This window comes from Herbaspirillum sp. CAH-3, assembly GCF_009668275.1.
GTDB lineage: Bacteria > Pseudomonadota > Gammaproteobacteria > Burkholderiales > Burkholderiaceae_D > Herbaspirillum > Herbaspirillum aquaticum.
In genome coordinates this window covers 78632-93355 of the sequence record NZ_VSWE01000003.1, presented here as the reverse complement: position 1 = coordinate 93355, position 14724 = coordinate 78632, and the positions used below count along the sequence as shown (strand labels likewise).

Annotated in this window: 15 protein-coding genes; 5 read left to right on the top strand and 10 right to left on the bottom strand. The window is 63.7% G+C overall.

Annotated elements, in window-relative coordinates; all coding sequences use genetic code 11:
- Nucleotides 1–44 precede the first annotated feature (44 nt).
- Together ugpA and ugpB are read right to left on the bottom strand one after the other, a co-directional pair.
- Nucleotides 45–929: a sn-glycerol-3-phosphate ABC transporter permease UgpA gene (gene ugpA, locus FYB76_RS04845; protein WP_088755676.1), complete on the bottom strand. Its 885-nt coding sequence runs from the start codon at nt 927–929 to the stop codon at nt 45–47.
- Between the two features lie 176 nt (nt 930–1105).
- Nucleotides 1106–2419 (bottom strand): sn-glycerol-3-phosphate ABC transporter substrate-binding protein UgpB, encoded by a 1314-nt coding sequence (gene ugpB / locus FYB76_RS04840; RefSeq protein WP_088755677.1) that lies wholly within the window; start codon nt 2417–2419, stop codon nt 1106–1108.
- A 297-nt stretch (nt 2420–2716) separates the two neighbouring features.
- Between ugpB and ubiA the strand changes: the two genes are divergently transcribed.
- Together ubiA and FYB76_RS04830 are read left to right on the top strand one after the other, a co-directional pair.
- Entirely contained in the window at nt 2717–3571 is an 855-nt protein-coding gene (gene ubiA / locus FYB76_RS04835) for a 4-hydroxybenzoate octaprenyltransferase (RefSeq protein ID WP_088755678.1), read from the top strand.
- Between the two features lie 64 nt (nt 3572–3635).
- Complete coding sequence (locus tag FYB76_RS04830; RefSeq protein WP_154132861.1) at nt 3636–4295, top strand: thiopurine S-methyltransferase; 660 nt, start codon at nt 3636–3638, stop codon at nt 4293–4295.
- A 7-nt stretch (nt 4296–4302) separates the two neighbouring features.
- Here FYB76_RS04830 and FYB76_RS04825 read toward each other — a convergent pair whose 3' ends face one another.
- The 4 genes from FYB76_RS04825 to FYB76_RS04810 form a co-directional block, all read right to left on the bottom strand.
- Nucleotides 4303–4530, bottom strand: coding sequence for a hypothetical protein (locus tag FYB76_RS04825; protein ID WP_088755680.1), 228 nt, complete (start codon nt 4528–4530; stop codon nt 4303–4305).
- A 59-nt stretch (nt 4531–4589) separates the two neighbouring features.
- Nucleotides 4590–5348 (bottom strand): peptidoglycan DD-metalloendopeptidase family protein, encoded by a 759-nt coding sequence (locus tag FYB76_RS04820; protein ID WP_154132860.1) that lies wholly within the window; start codon nt 5346–5348, stop codon nt 4590–4592.
- On the bottom strand, nt 5348–6160 hold the full coding sequence (gene proC / locus FYB76_RS04815; protein WP_220406429.1) for a pyrroline-5-carboxylate reductase: 813 nt from the start codon (nt 6158–6160) through the stop codon (nt 5348–5350). Before proC ends, FYB76_RS04820 begins: the two co-directional genes overlap by 1 nt.
- A gap of 85 nt (nt 6161–6245) precedes the next feature.
- The gene (locus FYB76_RS04810) at nt 6246–6947 is read right to left on the bottom strand and encodes a YggS family pyridoxal phosphate-dependent enzyme (RefSeq protein WP_154132859.1); all 702 of its coding nucleotides are present in this window, start codon (nt 6945–6947) and stop codon (nt 6246–6248) included.
- 72 nt (nt 6948–7019) lie between these two features.
- On the opposite strand from FYB76_RS04810, the gene FYB76_RS04805 reads away from it, so the two are divergent.
- The gene (locus FYB76_RS04805) at nt 7020–8048 is read left to right on the top strand and encodes a type IV pilus twitching motility protein PilT (RefSeq protein ID WP_154132858.1); all 1029 of its coding nucleotides are present in this window, start codon (nt 7020–7022) and stop codon (nt 8046–8048) included.
- Between the two features lie 84 nt (nt 8049–8132).
- Nucleotides 8133–8618: a glutathione peroxidase gene (locus FYB76_RS04800; RefSeq protein ID WP_088755685.1), complete on the top strand. Its 486-nt coding sequence runs from the start codon at nt 8133–8135 to the stop codon at nt 8616–8618.
- A gap of 13 nt (nt 8619–8631) precedes the next feature.
- Here the strand turns inward: FYB76_RS04800 and FYB76_RS04795 are convergent, their stop codons facing one another.
- The 4 genes from FYB76_RS04795 to FYB76_RS04780 form a co-directional block, all read right to left on the bottom strand.
- Nucleotides 8632–9012, bottom strand: a complete 381-nt coding sequence (locus FYB76_RS04795; RefSeq protein WP_154132857.1) for a gamma-glutamylcyclotransferase family protein — start codon at nt 9010–9012, stop codon at nt 8632–8634.
- Nucleotides 9013–9047: 35 nt separating this feature from the next.
- Nucleotides 9048–9944 carry a phosphate/phosphite/phosphonate ABC transporter substrate-binding protein gene (locus FYB76_RS04790; RefSeq protein ID WP_088755687.1) on the bottom strand — a complete coding sequence of 299 codons (897 nt, stop codon included), beginning with the start codon at nt 9942–9944 and terminating at the stop codon, nt 9048–9050.
- Nucleotides 9941–12226 carry an EAL domain-containing protein gene (locus tag FYB76_RS04785; protein ID WP_154132856.1) on the bottom strand — a complete coding sequence of 762 codons (2286 nt, stop codon included), beginning with the start codon at nt 12224–12226 and terminating at the stop codon, nt 9941–9943. Before FYB76_RS04785 ends, FYB76_RS04790 begins: the two co-directional genes overlap by 4 nt.
- Nucleotides 12227–12505: 279 nt before the next feature.
- Nucleotides 12506–13633: a sigma-54-dependent Fis family transcriptional regulator gene (locus FYB76_RS04780; RefSeq protein ID WP_154132855.1), complete on the bottom strand. Its 1128-nt coding sequence runs from the start codon at nt 13631–13633 to the stop codon at nt 12506–12508.
- 192 nt (nt 13634–13825) lie between these two features.
- On the opposite strand from FYB76_RS04780, the gene FYB76_RS04775 reads away from it, so the two are divergent.
- A complete protein-coding gene (locus tag FYB76_RS04775) occupies nt 13826–14722 on the top strand; it encodes a LysR family transcriptional regulator (protein WP_154132854.1) in 897 nt (298 codons plus the stop codon).
- Nucleotides 14723–14724: the final 2 nt, after the last annotated feature.

Here is a 14724-nt window from a genome sequence, read left to right as displayed (position 1 = left end):
CTCTGCAGCGGGGAGGATCAGGAAAGCGTTCATGGTGATGGGCTTCATGCGTATTGCACCTTCTTTTCAACGTACTTGAACTGCACCACGGTCAGCAGGATCACCAGTGCCATGAGCACCACCGATTGCGCCGCCGAGCCGCCCAGGTCGCCGCCCTTGAAGCCATCGGTGAAGACCTTGTAGACCAGGATCTCGGTATCCTTGCCGGGACCGCCGTGGGTGGTGGCATCGACGATGACGAAGGTATCGAAGAAGGCATAGACCACATTGACCACGAAGAGGAAGAACGTGGTCGGCGAGATCAGCGGGAAGACGATGGTGAAGAAGCGCTTGACCGGCCCCGCACCGTCGATGGCCGCCGCTTCGATGAGCGACTTGGGAATCGATTGCAGGCCGGCCAGGAAGAACAGGAAGTTGTAGCTGATCTGTTTCCAGATGGCGGCAATGACGATGAGGATCATCGCGTGGGTGCCATTGATCATGTAGTCCCACGGCAAACCCAGCCAGGCCAGCACGTGCGAGAGGATGCCCAGCGAGGGACTCAGCAGGAACATCCACAGCACCCCCACCACCACCGGCGAGACCGCATAAGGCCAGATCAGGAAGGTCTTGTAGACCGAGGCGCCACGGCGCACGCGGTCGGCGAAGACCGCCAGCAGCAGCGAGAGCGCCAGCCCGAAGAAGGCCACCAGCGCCGAGAAGAGCGCCGTGGTGCGGAAGGATTCAAGATAGGTCGGATCGGCAAAGAGCGTCTTGAAATTGTCGAACCAGACAAATTCGGAATAGCCGCCAAAGGCATCCTGCAGCAGCATCGACTGATATAAAGCCTGGATGGCCGGCCAGAAAAAGAACAGCAAAGTGATGATGATCTGCGGTGCCACCAGCAGATAGGGCAACCACTTTGAAGTGAATCGCGCGCGTTTTTCCACGATCGTTCCAGCCGGGGATCGCCCGGCCGCAGAAGTTGAATGAATCGAAAAGCGGATGTCAGCTTCCTGACATCCCAAAACGGAAGCCGGCGCTGCTCTCCGCGATCACGGAGCACACCGCCGGTTCCTGCCCCGTCACCGCGTTCAGGCGGGACGGGAGGTGTTGCTGATGAGGCTTACTGGTTGCCCTTGTTGGCCTTCTCGAAGCGGGCCAGCAATTCGTCGCCGCGCTTGACGGCGGAGTCCAGGGCTTCCTTGGCGGTCTTCTTGCCGGTCCAGACGTTTTCCAGTTCCTCGTCGAAGACGGTACGGACCTGGGCGTAGTTGCCCAGGCGCAGGCCGCGCGACTTCTCGGTGGTCTTGACGATCATCTGCTTGACGGCCACGTCGGTGCCCGGATTGCGCTCATAGAAACCGGAGCTCTTGGTCAGCTCGTAAGCGGCCTTGGTCACCGGCAGGTAGCCGGTGTCCTGGTGCCACTTGGCGGCCACTTCCGGCTTGGAGAGGTAGCTGAAGAACTTGGCCACGCCCTTGTACTCGTCGCCCTTCTTGCCGTTCATGACCCACAGCGAGGCACCGCCGATGACGGTGTTCTGCGGTGCGCCCTGCACGTCGTTGTAATACGGCAGGGTGGCCACGCCGAACTTGAACTTGGCGTTCTTGCGGATATCCGCATAGGCCGAGGATGAGCCGGTGATGATGGCGCACTCGCCTGCATTGAACTTGGCATTGCCTTCGTCCTTGCGGCCAGCATAGGTGAAGTAGCCCTGCTTGGCCCAGTTGGACAGGTTTTCGATGTGGCGCACGTGCAGGGGGCTGTTCATCTTCAGGCGCGCATCGAGGCCGCCGAAGCCGTTGTTCTTGGTGGCCAGCTCAACGTTGTGCCAGGTTGAAAACGATTCCAAATGCACCCAGGATTGCCAGGTCGTGGTGTAAGCACACGATGCACCGCTGGCCTTGATCTTGGCAGCCATGCCGACGAATTCCTGCCAGGTGACGGGCGGCTTTTCGGGATCCAGGCCAGCCTTGGCGAACATGTCCTTGTTGTAGAACATGATGGTGGTGGAGCTGTTGAAGGGGAAAGACATCATGCCCTTCGGGGTCGAGTAGTAACCGGCCACTGCAGGCACGTAGGCGTTCTGGTCGAACTTCTCGCCGGCCTGCTGCATCACTTCATACACCGGCTTGACCGCGCCCTTGGCGTAGATCATGGTGGCCGTGCCCACTTCGAACACCTGCAGGATGCTGGGCGCATTGCCGGCACGATAGGCGGCGATGGCAGCCGACATCGATTCGTCGTAGGTCCCCTTGTAGACCGGCACGATCTTGTAATCGCCCTGGGTCTTGTTGAAGTCGTCGGCCAGGGCATTGACGCGTTCGCCCAGGGCGCCGGTCATGGAATGCCACCAGGTGATCTCGGTTGCAGCGAAGGCAGAGGAAGTGATCGTCGCCAGGACACCGGTCGCGATCAGCGTTTTCATCATGTTCATCAGAGGGGACCTCTCGAAAAAAGGGGTTTTGATGCTAACAACGCTCCATGACAGCCGCGTTACATTAGCCGCACTGCCGGCTTTGGGCAAAAGAAATGCATGTGGCCGTGCAGCACGAAACCCGGGGATGTCTCGGAAAATAAGAATTCGTTTTTATAAGTTCTGCTGGGGTGTGGCTGAACCGCCCTCCCTGTCAGCGCTTTGTCAGCTCATCCGCAGAGCGAACGTTGAAAAGCACGACAGTGCGGGAACGGCGACGCGAATTATAATGCGGACTTTCGATTTTGCGGACATTCCATGGACAGGCTCAGGCTTTACGCGCTGCTGGTGCGCGCCCACAAACCCATCGGCATCCTGCTCTTGCTGTGGCCCACGCTCATTGCACTATGGCTGGCCTCGGGCGGCGTTCCCGACTGGCGCATCCTGGTGATCTACGTGCTGGGCACGGTACTGATGCGTTCGGCCGGCTGCGCCATCAACGACTATGCCGACCGCGACTTCGACCGGCACGTCAAGCGTACCGAACAGCGGCCCCTCACCTCCGGCAAGATCAAATCGTGGGAAGCGCTGATGGTGGCGGGCGTATTGGCGCTGGTGTCCTTCCTGCTGATCCTGCCGCTCAATGCGCTCACGCTGCAACTGTCGGTGGCGGCCGTGATCATCGCGGGCAGCTATCCGTATTTCAAGCGTTTCTTCGCCATTCCCCAGGCTTACCTGGGCATTGCCTTCGGCTTCGGCATTCCGATGGGATTTGCCAGCGTGACCGGCAGCGTGCCGCTGGCGGCCTGGGTGCTGCTGGTGGCCAACATCTTCTGGGCGGTGGCCTATGACACCGAGTATGCGATGGTGGACCGCGACGACGATCTCAAGATCGGCATCAAGACCTCGGCCATCACGTTTGGCCGCTACGATGTCGCGGCCATCATGCTGTGCTACGTGGTGGCACTGGCGCTGATCTGGGTGGTGGGCCTGCAATACGGACTGGGCCTGTGGTTTGCGGCGGGCATGCTGGTGGCTTGCGGCTTTGCCGTGTATCACTACACCCTGATCCGCGAACGCGACCGCATGCGCTGCTTCGCGGCCTTCAACAACAACAACTGGCTGGGCGCGGCGATCTTCGCCGGTGTCGCGCTCGATTACCTGATGCGCTGATGCGCCAATGCATTGATGCATGCCGGGCACTGCGTCTGCCTGGCGTAAACTCAAAGGAAACGGGATGAAAGCGGAATTTTGGCTCGAACGCTGGCGCGACGGACGCACGCATTTTCACCAGTCGCGGGTGACGCCGCTGCTGCAGAAATACTGGCCGCAACTGGCGCTGCCGGCCGGCAGCACGGTGCTGGTACCCCTGTGCGGCAAGTCGCTGGACATGCTGTGGCTGGCCGAACAGGGCCATCGCGTGCTGGGGGTGGAGTTGTCGGAACTGGCCATCACCCAGTTCTTCAGCGAACACCAGCTGTCCCCGGTGGTGCATGAAAGCGCGCAGGGCCGCCATTACGTGGCGGGACAGATCGAACTGATCTGCGGCGACATCTTCGCGCTGGAGGATGCCACCCTGGCCAACTGTGCCGGCGCCTATGACCGCGCCGCCCTCATCGCCCTGCCCCCGGACATGCGTGCGCGCTACGTGGAAGAGATCTATGGACGGCTGCCAGCGCAGGCACGCAGCCTCTTGATCACGCTGGAATACGATCAGGAAAAAATGGAAGGGCCGCCGTTCTCGGTAGCCGAAGAAGAAGTGCTGCGCCTGTACGCGCCCCATAGCGACGCCGTGGCCATCGACCGGCGCGATATCCTGGAGAAGGAACCCAAGTTCCTGGAGCGCGGATTGCAGGCGCTGGATACGGTGGTATATCGCTTGCAGCGCAAGGGCTGAGCTTCTTTCACACCTCAGCCGTCGTCCTCACCACCGTCACCCGGCTGATGAGGAACTCCCCTTCCACCACCACCCGAAACGGCACCCCGGCCACGTTGAAGCCGGGGCCGCCCTCGTCGTCCCAGACCTGGGCTAACGCATCGAAGTCGCGTGGGGTCATCTGCAGCATCTGTGCGCTGATAACGAAGGTGGCGCCGGTCTTCTGCCGGCGTACGATATCTTCCAGTTTGGCCATGTGGATTCCTGATTCTTGATGGGATTGAAGCCGGCAACGTGCCTGCGTCTCCGTCAGCCTCAACGCGCCGGCAGCAGCGCCATCACGTTGACCGGCTTGCCGTTGCGGCGGATTTCGAAATACAGCTTGACCTTGTTGGTGTCGCTGTTGCCCATGGTGGCGATCTGCTGGCCGCGCGTGACCATCTGGCCTTCCTTGACCGTGATCGTCGCATTGTGCGCATACACCGACAGCAGCTGCGGCGTGTGCTTGATGATCACCATGTTGCCGTAGCCGCGGATGCCGTGACCGGCATAGGTGACCTTGCCCGCTGCAGCAGCCACCACCGTCTGGCCCTGGGTGCCGGCGATGTCGATGCCCTTCTTGTAGCTGTCGGCGCTGGGCGCGGACTTGCCCTGCGTGGGCCACATCCAGTCCAGCTTGGCATCGGCCGGGGCCGGTGCGTCGTCATCGTCCTGCGCCTTGGGTGCAGGCTTGGCGGCGGGCTTGCCGGCATTCTTGCGCGGCGTGGTGTCGGCCCCGGAAGAGGCGGATGCACGCGGCGTCTGCCCGGCACCGGTACGGGCCACCACACCAGCCGGCGGGCGCACCAGGATGCGCTGGCCGACTTCAAGGTCATCGGGATTGCGCAGGCGGTTCCAGGTGCGCAGGTTGGCCGGACTCTGGTCGAAGTCGCGGCCGATGCTGTAGAGCGTGTCGCCGCGCTTGACCGTGTAATAACCGTCGCTGTCAGCCGTAGAGGCGCAGCCGGAGAGCATCAGCACGCTGGCCAGCGGCAAGGCCGCCAGCAGGCCGAGGAAGCGGTAAGCCTGTCCCATCAGGCCTTGCCGAACTCGTCGCCCAGCTCCTTGCTGCGATGGGCGGCGGCTTGCAGGGCCTGCACGATGGCGCCCTTGACCCCCGATTGCTCCAGGCTGGTCAGCGCGGCATAGGTGGTGCCACCCTTGGAGGTGACGCGTTCACGCAGCGTGGCCACGGACTCTTCGGAGCGGCGCGCCAGTTCGGTAGCACCGGCGAAGGTCGCCTTGGCCAGTTGCAGGCCGTCTTCCGGCGACAGGCCCAACTGGGCCGCCGCCTGCTCCATCGCTTCGAGGAAGTAGAACACGTAGGCCGGGCCGCTGCCCGAGACGGCGGTGACGGCATCCAGCTTTTCTTCGCTGTCCAGCCACAGGGTCTCGCCCACGGCCTTGAGGATGGAATCGGCCTGCGCGCGCTGCAGGGTCGAGACCTGCGCATGCGGCACCACGCCGGAGATGCCCTTGCCGATCAAGGCCGGGGTGTTGGGCATGGCACGTACGATGGCCTGGTGGCCGTCGAGCCAGCGCGACAGGTCCACCATGCGGATGCCGGCGGCAATCGAGACGATCAGCTGGGCCCCGATGAAGGGCTTCAAGCTGGCCACCACCTCGCGCATCTGCTGCGGCTTGACTGCCAGCACCACCACATCCACGTTGGCGATGGCGCCATCGATGGATTGCGCGGTGGCCACGCCAAACTTGTCCTTGAGCGCCTGCAGCGCATCGGCATTGAGATCGACCACGTGGATGTCTTCTGCTGCGGCGACCTTGCCGGCCAGGCCGCCGATCAATGCCGCTGCCATGTTGCCGCCGCCGATGAACGCTATCTTCACTTCCGCTCCTTGTGTCTTTGTTTGAGGCTGTTGCCGTTGGGTTCAAAACTTCATAGGGGCCATTCCCGGCCCCGTCGCGCCACCGTCACGCGTAATGCCGCGCCCCGAAGATGGCGCTGCCAACCCGCACGATGGTGGCCCCTTCGGCCACCGCCGCCTCCAGGTCGGCCGACATGCCCATGGACAGAGTGTCCATGGGCAGTCCACCGGCGCGCAATTGTTCATACAGGCCGCGAACCGCCGCAAAGGCGGCGCGCTGTTGCTTCATCTCGTCGCTGGGCGCCGGGATCGCCATCAGGCCACGCAAGCGCAGCCGGGGCAGTTGCGCCACCTGGGCCGCGACCTCGGGCAATTCCTCCGGGCTCAGGCCGCTCTTGCTGGCTTCGGCGCTGATGTTGACCTGCAGACAGATGTTGAGCGGCCCCAGTTCCTCGGGCCGCTGTTCCGACAGGCGCTGGGCGATCTTGAGACGGTCCACCGAATGCACCCAATCGAAGTGCTCGGCGATGGGCCGGGTCTTGTTGCTCTGGATGGGGCCGATGAAATGCCATTCCAGTGGCGTATCCGGCACCAGGGCGGGGAGCGCGGCGATCTTGTCGAGCGCTTCCTGCAAATAATTTTCTCCGAAGGCACGCTGGCCGGCGGCCACTGCTTCGGCCACCGCCTCCGGTCCGAACGTCTTGGAAACGGCCAGCAGTTGCACCGAGGACGGCGCCCGCCCGGCCTGGCCGGCGGCCTGGGCGATCTGTTGTTGCACGTGTTGCAAGTGTTGAGCGATTGACGACATAATCCGGGAGCCGGAAGGGGCAGCCTGCAGGGAGATAACGATATTGTTGGTCCAACCTTGCCGGGATTATAAATGGACATTGCCACCCTACTGGCATTTGCCGTCAGGAATCAGGCTTCCGATCTGCATCTTTGTGCGGGGCTTGCGCCCCTGTTGCGGGTCCACGGGGCGATACGCCGCGTCAACCTGCAACCGCTGGACGGCCCTCACCTGCAGCAGTCCCTGCTGGCGGTGATGCCCGCGCCCCTGCAGCCACGCTACTGCGCCGGCGCCGACTGCGACTTCGCCCTGGCGCTGCCGGGACTGGGCCGCTTCCGCATCCACGCCTTCCACCAGCAACGCGGCCCGGCCGCCGCCATCCGCCCTTTGCGCCAGGAGCCGCCGGCGCTGCCTGAGCTGGGTGCACCCGGCGCCTGCGCCGAACTGGCCATGCGAGCGCACGGCCTGGTGCTGGTGAGCGGGCCGACCGGCTCGGGCAAGAGCAGCACCCTGGCGGCGATGGTGCGGCTCATCAATGAGACGCGCCCGGTCCACATCCTCACGCTTGAAGATCCGATCGAATACCTGCACGCGCCCTGTCGCGCCCTGGTCAGCCAGCGCGAGATCGGCACCCACGTGGCCGGCTTCGCGCAGGCCCTGCGGGCGGCACTGCGCGAAGATCCCGATGTCCTGCTGGTGGGCGAGCTGCGTGATACGGAAACCATCCGCCTGGCACTGACGGCCGCCGAGACCGGCCACCTCGTGCTGGCCACGCTGCATGCAGCCTCGGCCGCACGGGCAGTGGACCGCATCATCGACGCCTTCGCCGAAGGCGAGAAGGACACCGCACGCGCCCTGCTGGCCGAGGCCCTGCAGGGCGTGATCGCCCAGGTCCTGCTGCCGGCCGCCGACGGCGCCGCACGCGTGGCCGCCCATGAGGTGCTGGTGGCCACGCCGGCTGTGCGCAACCTGATCCGCGAAGGACGCAGCGCGCAGCTGCTCTCGGCCATGCAGGCCGGTGCCGCGCAGGGCATGCAGACGCTGCAGGGGAGCCTCGCCGGCCTGGTCCAGCAGGGACGCATCAGCGTGGCGACGGCACGCGCACAGGGCATGACCGGCTGATGGCCGCAGCGCGAGCCCCAAGCAAGCCCACCCGCTGCGGTTTAGAATGGCGGCCACATCGCTGCATGCGCCAAGGAATGATCCATGACCACTCTCTACGATTTCCAGCCCAGGCTGGCCGACCAGACGCCCTTCCCGCTCGAACAGCTGCGCGGCAAGGTGCTGCTCATCGTCAATACCGCCAGCAAGTGCGGCTTCACCCCGCAATACAACGGCCTGGAAGCCATCCATCGCCAGTTCCACGCGCGCGGGCTGGAAGTGATGGGCTTCCCCTGCAACCAGTTCGGGGCGCAGGAGCCGGGCAATGCCGAGGAGATCGGGGCCTTCTGTGAAAAGAATTACGGGGTGAGCTTTCCGCTCTTTGCCAAGATCGATGTCAATGGCGAACAGGCTGATCCGCTTTACCAGTACCTGAAGAAGGAAGCGCCGGGCCTCTTGGGCAGCAAGGCCATCAAATGGAATTTCACCAAGTTCCTGGTCCGCCGTGACGGCACCGTCTTCAAGCGCTATGCACCGCAGACGCGTCCCGAGGAAATGATTTCCGATATCGAAACCCTGCTGGCCGAGTGAATGCGGTGACGCTTCATGCCGGCCAGCGGCCCTCGCGCAACTCGCGCCCGGCGGCCGCCAGCACGGTCGGCATGAAATACGCATGGGCCATCAGCAAGCGATCCGCCGTCCGGCCTTCCTGCCCTTCAAGCTCCACCTCGATCTCCTGCCGCGTATAGAGCACCGGCACTTCCTCGAAGCGGTCCAGTTCGGCCATCATCGTCTCGGGCACTTCCCACACTTCACCCGTGATGCGGCAAGGGCCCTCCTCCCGCACCAGCGCCGGATAATGCGGCAGGGCCACCAGCCGCCAGCACTGCACGCTGCGGGCCGGTGCCACGAATTGCGCGCCTTCCATCATGAAGGCATTGGATTGCCCGCGCTTGAGCGAACCATAGACGAACACCTTGGGCACAGCTTCTCTCCTGCAAAGCGCCGTGCAGTGCGCCCTTACGGCAATGCACGGATGATCTGGTAATCCGCGTCACGCACCGGCACGAAGTGGGTGGCGCGCAGGTTGTCCAGGGACAGTTTCACACGCAGCGCGTTCTTGTCCAGGAAGACCTCGCGGATCTTGTTGCGGATATCGGTGCACAGCTGGCCCCGATAGACGAAGGGGTCGAAGGGAATCGCCCCGGAACGCCATAGTACCCGCACATCGCTCTTCTTGAGCTGGCCGTCGCTGATCATGCGCGAGAGATTGGTACTGGCCACGAAAGCCGCATCGGCATTGTGGTTCAGCACGGCCATGACGGATTTCTCATGATTGCCTGAATAGCCGATGCGCGAGAAATACTGGTCGAACTGCAGCTTGTACTGGCGCGCAAAGAGATGGCGCGGGATCAGCGCGCCCGAGGTGCTGTCCGGATCGGCCAGGGCCAACACGCGTCCCTTGAGCGAGGCCACGCTGTCATACGGGCCCTGCTGGCGCGTGATCAGCAGCGCGTAATACACCGACGACACGCCGCCCTGCGCCGCAAAATTGGGTTCCACCTGCTCCATCGAAGCAAAGGGCGTGATCTGCGGATCGCCCTTGCGCGCCGTCACGTAGGACGCCGGCCCCAGCCGCGCCACATCGATGGCACCGGCAATGAGCCCCTCGATGACCCCGCCGTAGGAAGTGGGGACGATCACGTCCACCGGCATCTTCAGCCGCTCGCGCAGTTCCTCCACCAGCGGGCCGAAGGCGGACTGCTGGTCGATGTCGCGCCCCTGCGGCACGAAGGAAAAGCGCAGCCGCTGCGGCCGTTCGCAGGCTGCCTTGGGGGCGGCCATGGCGGGATTGGCGGTGCAGATCATGCAGCCCGTGACAGCCGCCAGGGCCAACGTGGCGAAGAAGGTCTTCATGTGAAATCGAACCAGCCTTTCTCCAGCAGCGGCGCCAGCTGCGCGGCGGCGACCGGGCGCTGCAGGTAGAAGCCCTGCACCTCGTCGCAGCCCATCAGTTTGAGATGCATCAGTTGTTCGCGCGTCTCCACGCCCTCGGCCACCACCTTCAGTCCGAGATTGCGTGCCAGCGTGACGGTGGAGGCGACGATCATGCCGTCGCTGTTGTCGTTGCGGATGTCGCGCACGAAGGAGCGATCGATCTTGAGCGCATACACCGGCAGCGCCTTGATGTGACTGAGGCTCGAATAGCCGGTGCCGTAGTCGTCCAGGTAGATGCGCAAGCCTTCGTCGCGCAGCTTCTCCAGGGTCTGGCGCGCCTGCTCCAGGTCGGTGATGAAGCAGCTTTCGGTGACCTCGATCTCCAGCCATTGCGCGCTCAGCTGATGGCGCTGCAGCGATTCGCGCACGGTGGCGATGAGGCGCTGGTCATTCAACTGCTTGGCCGAGACATTGATGGCCACCGGCACCAGCGGCAGGCCCGCGTCGCGCCATTGCGCCAGCTGGCGGCACACCGCCTCGATGATCCAGTGACCCAGCGGCTGGACCAGGTCATGGGTCTCGGCCAAGCCGATGAATTCACCGGGATAGATCAGGCCGTGCTCGGGATGCTGCCAGCGGATCAGGGCTTCGACGCCGACCACGCGATAATCCTGCAGGGCCACCTTGGGCTGGTAGTGCAGGCAGAATTCGTTTTCCTTGAGCGCCTGGCGGAAGCGTCCCAGCAACTCCAGCCCGCGCACCGCAATCGCATTGAGCGAGGCATCGTAGAAGCGATAGAGGCCGCTGCCGGCGCTCTTGGCGGTGTACATGGCCGAGTCGGCATTGGTCATCAGCGTGGTGATGTTCTGGCCATCGCGCGGATAGAGGGCGATGCCGATGCTGGGCGCGGTCTGCACCTCGCAGCCCAGCAGGTCGGGGTACGGTGCGCGCAGGGTTTCAACCAGCTTGTCGGCGATCTCGGCGACGACCTCCTCGCTGCGGATCTCGGACACCAGCACCACGAATTCATCGCCGCCCAGGCGCGCCACCAGGTCGTATTCACGCACGGCCGCGCGCAGGCGGCGCGCCACTTCCTGCAGCAGCGCATCGCCCACGGCATGGCCCTGGGTATCGTTGATGAGCTTGAATTTGTCGAGGTCGAGGAAGAACAGCGCATACAGGTTGCGGCTGCGTCGCGCCCGTGAGAGTTCGGTGGCGGCCAGTTCGTGGAACAGCATGCGGTTGGGGATGCCGGTCAGGTAGTCGTGCGAGGCCAGCTGGTAGGCGCGGCTTTTTTCCTGTTCCAGCTGCTGGATCAGGCCGCTCTTCTCGCGCTCCGAAAAGAGCAGCTTCTCGTAGAGGAAGCGGCGCCGGTGCGCCATGGTGATCAGTCCGCCGGAGAGCACCACTACCAGGAGCGAGATCAGGATGGCCTGCAGGTAATACTGCCGGTGCGCCGGCCACAGCTTGCCCAGCAGCACCTGCTGGTCGCGGCTGACCACCACCGCCAGCGGGTAATGCGCCAGCCGGCGCTGCACGCCCACGTGCTGGGCCGCGTCGCCGGGACGCAGTGCATGGATGAGCCCATCGCCCTTGCCGGTGAGCAGGAAGGTGGCGTACTCCTGCCCGGCGTAATTGGAGCCGCCCGAGAGGATGCCGCCGGACAGCTCGGCCAGCTGCAAGCCTGCGGTGTTGATGATCTCGATGCGGCTGGCGCCATCGACGCTGACCTCTTCATAGGTCTTGAGGAAATAGCCCAGGTCAAGGATGGCCGCGAAAAATCCCTGCAAGGCCCCCTTGCCATCCTGCAGCGGGATGAGCAGCGGCACCCGCCAGCTGTAGCCGTCGCGGTTCATGGGCGGCTTGATGATCATCTGGTTCTGTTGGCCGGTACCGGTGAGCGTACTCATGAAACCGGCATTGATGAGACGGCTCAGCTCAGGCTCACTCTTCTGCCGCGCCGAGGAGTAGACCAGCCGCCCGCGCGCATCGAACATGGCTACGCGCAGGTAGGCCGAGTCGCCATTGAAGAGCGGATTGAAATACGCCGAGGACGATTGTTCGCCATTGAGCATGGATTGCCCGATGCGCGAATACAGCAGGGTCTTGCCCAACACTTCATCGAGATTGGCCGAGACGATGGCGGCCACGTTGCGGCTGTCGGCAACCGAGCCGGCGATGGCCAGCTGTTTTTCGTTCTCGATGCGGATCAGCGTGAAATACCACAGCAGCGACAACGCGCCCACGGCGAGCAGCACCATCCCCGCCGACACACCCCTGCCCGCGAGCAGTCTGGTCAGCAGCCCTTGTGGCTCGAACGATAACGGCTTAAGCAATCCCCACCCGCTTGATCATGGTGCCGAGACTGGCACCTTCGCTTGTCCCTTTTTGACTCGCTGAGGGTAGCGGGCATTTATTTCAAGTGAATGACAAACGCGCGAGCATTAACATAAATTTAATGCTGGCAAGAGCGCCGCAGGATGCGCTCTTGCCGGGCACTAGCGAGGGTACAAGCGAGGGTACAAATGATTTATACCGTTTCAGGCGACCGCATAGGCGGCATGCGCAGGCATGGCCTGATCCCTCACATGGGGGATCTCCAGCTGGCGCAGCTTGCGGTACAGCGAGGCCCGGCACATGCCCAGCTGCCGCGAGGCGGCGGAGATGTTCCAGCGGCTGCCGTTCAAGGCTTCAATGACGCGGGTGCGTTCATCGCGCCCTGGCTCGGCAGCACTGGCCGGGCTGCTGCCGTCGGCGGACGGGGGCGATGCCGGGCGGTGCAGCGGCAGCACCTGCGCCAGTGTCACGGGCTGGAACTGCATCAGTTCTTCGGGCAGGTCACGCAGGGTGATGCGGCCGTCATTCATGACGGCGCAGCTGTAGCGGATCACCGCGTGCAACTGCCGCAGGTTGCCGGGCCAGGGATAGGCCAGCAGGCGCTGCAGGGCGGCGGGATCGATCACGCTCTCGTCGGCCGCCTGGCCAAGCTCATCGGCAATCATCTGCATCACCAGCGCGCGTCGGTCGCTACGCTCGCGCAGGGCCGGCAGGCGCAGCACGCCACCGGCGATGCGGTAATACAGGTCTTCGCGGAAACGGCCTTCGGCGACCAGGGTTTTGAGGTCCTGGTGGGTGGCGCAGATCAGTTGCACATCCACCGGTACCGGACGCAATGCGCCCAGCGGAATCACTTCGCGTTCGGAGAGTACGCGCAAGAGGCGCGTCTGCAGGGCGAAGGGCATGTCACCGATTTCATCGAGGAAGAGCGTACCGCCATCGGCCTGCTGGACCTTTCCCTTCATGCCACCGGGCAGCGCACCCGAGAAGGCCCCCTTGACGTAGCCGAACAATTCACTTTCGGCCAGGCTCTCGGGGATGGAGGCGCAGTTGATGGCGATCCAGCTGGCGCGGCGGCGCGCACTGTAGTCATGCAGGGCACGCGCGAGGTATTCCTTGCCGGTACCGGTCTCGCCCAGGATCAGCACGGGAATGCCGCGATCGATCAGGCGCTTGCCACGCTCGACCAGGTCGCGCATGAGCGCGTCGCCGGCGGCGAGCTGATCGATGTCGCGATAGCGCGGCGCGTGGCGCGGGGAAGCTGCAGGAGGTGCGGGGGTGAGGCAAACGTCACTGTCAGGCAAGGGCTGCGCTACCGGGGTGGTCGGCATGATGGTCTCCTGTCTTGGACTGCTTTTTTTATCGAGCCGGCTTCCCTCGGGACCGGTTCTTTGTGCGCGGGAACCCGCCTTTGGCGGGCCCGGAGACGTGTCGCAACGGCACGTCTGCGGCAAAGAATAGCCAGTCCGACCCATGACTTCCAATACAATGTACAGACAGAATCAATACCTTGAAGGTATCAAATGATCGAATTGAGACACCTCACCTATTTCCGCACCGTAGCAGAAACCCTGCATTTCGGACGCGCCGCAGCGCTGCTGCATATCTCCCAACCGCCGCTGACACGGCAGATTGCGGCGCTGGAGAAGGAGTTGGGGGCGCAATTGTTCGACCGCAGCAAACGGGCCATCCAGCTGACGGCGGCGGGCAAATATTTTTATCGCGACACCACAGAAATTTTCAAGGCACTGGAGCGGGCCAAACGCAATGTGGCCTCCTCCAGCACCGGGCAGAGCGGCGCGCTGAAGGTGGGCTTCATGATGTCCTCGGCCTACAACATCTTGCCGGCGGTGACGCGGCATTATTCGGCGGCCTATCCGGAGGTGGACATGCGCCTGAGCGAATATGTGCCCAACCTGCTGGCCACCGACATCGAGGATGAGAAGATCGACGTGGGCATCATGTATCGCCCTGAGGATTGCCGCCGGCTCGACAGCCACACCATCTATGCCGAACCTTTGCTGGCGGTGCTGCCGCGCGGGCACCGGCTAGCGCACAAGCCCGAGATCTCGGCCGCCGAGCTGGCCGAGGATGCCTTCATCAGCATCCCGCGCCCGATTGCGCCGGTGGTGTATGACCTGATCCAGCAGCATTGCCAGCTGCATGGTTTCCGTCCGCGCATCGTGCTGGAGACCAACCTGCAGCAGACCATCGTCAACCTGGTCGGCGAAGGCCTGGGCGTGGCCCTGGTGCCGACCTCGATGCAGGCCATGCACCTGGACACCACGGTCTTCAAGCCGCTCATCGGTGCGCCGACAGTGGAGGTGGCGGTGATCTGGAACCGGGAGAATACCAATCCCTGCATACGGACGTTTGCCCAGACGGCGGTCGAGGTGTGGGGGAGGATGCGGACCGGCTAGGC

What these genes read in the sequence shown, in the direction of transcription:
- ugpB (WP_088755677.1), bottom strand. Translation starts at nt 2,419, where the DNA reads ATGAACATGATGAAAACGCTGATCGCGACCGGTGTCCTGGCGACGATC.
- ubiA (WP_088755678.1), top strand. Translation starts at nt 2,717, where the DNA reads ATGGACAGGCTCAGGCTTTACGCGCTGCTGGTGCGCGCCCACAAACCC.
- FYB76_RS04830 (WP_154132861.1), top strand. Translation starts at nt 3,636, where the DNA reads ATGAAAGCGGAATTTTGGCTCGAACGCTGGCGCGACGGACGCACGCAT.
- FYB76_RS04825 (WP_088755680.1), bottom strand. Translation starts at nt 4,530, where the DNA reads ATGGCCAAACTGGAAGATATCGTACGCCGGCAGAAGACCGGCGCCACC.
- FYB76_RS04820 (WP_154132860.1), bottom strand. Translation starts at nt 5,348, where the DNA reads ATGGGACAGGCTTACCGCTTCCTCGGCCTGCTGGCGGCCTTGCCGCTG.
- FYB76_RS04810 (WP_154132859.1), bottom strand. Translation starts at nt 6,947, where the DNA reads ATGTCGTCAATCGCTCAACACTTGCAACACGTGCAACAACAGATCGCC.
- FYB76_RS04805 (WP_154132858.1), top strand. Translation starts at nt 7,020, where the DNA reads ATGGACATTGCCACCCTACTGGCATTTGCCGTCAGGAATCAGGCTTCC.
- FYB76_RS04800 (WP_088755685.1), top strand. Translation starts at nt 8,133, where the DNA reads ATGACCACTCTCTACGATTTCCAGCCCAGGCTGGCCGACCAGACGCCC.
- FYB76_RS04790 (WP_088755687.1), bottom strand. Translation starts at nt 9,944, where the DNA reads ATGAAGACCTTCTTCGCCACGTTGGCCCTGGCGGCTGTCACGGGCTGC.
- FYB76_RS04785 (WP_154132856.1), bottom strand. Translation starts at nt 12,226, where the DNA reads ATGGTGCTGCTCGCCGTGGGCGCGTTGTCGCTGCTGTGGTATTTCACG.
- FYB76_RS04780 (WP_154132855.1), bottom strand. Translation starts at nt 13,633, where the DNA reads ATGCCGACCACCCCGGTAGCGCAGCCCTTGCCTGACAGTGACGTTTGC.
- FYB76_RS04775 (WP_154132854.1), top strand. Translation starts at nt 13,826, where the DNA reads ATGATCGAATTGAGACACCTCACCTATTTCCGCACCGTAGCAGAAACC.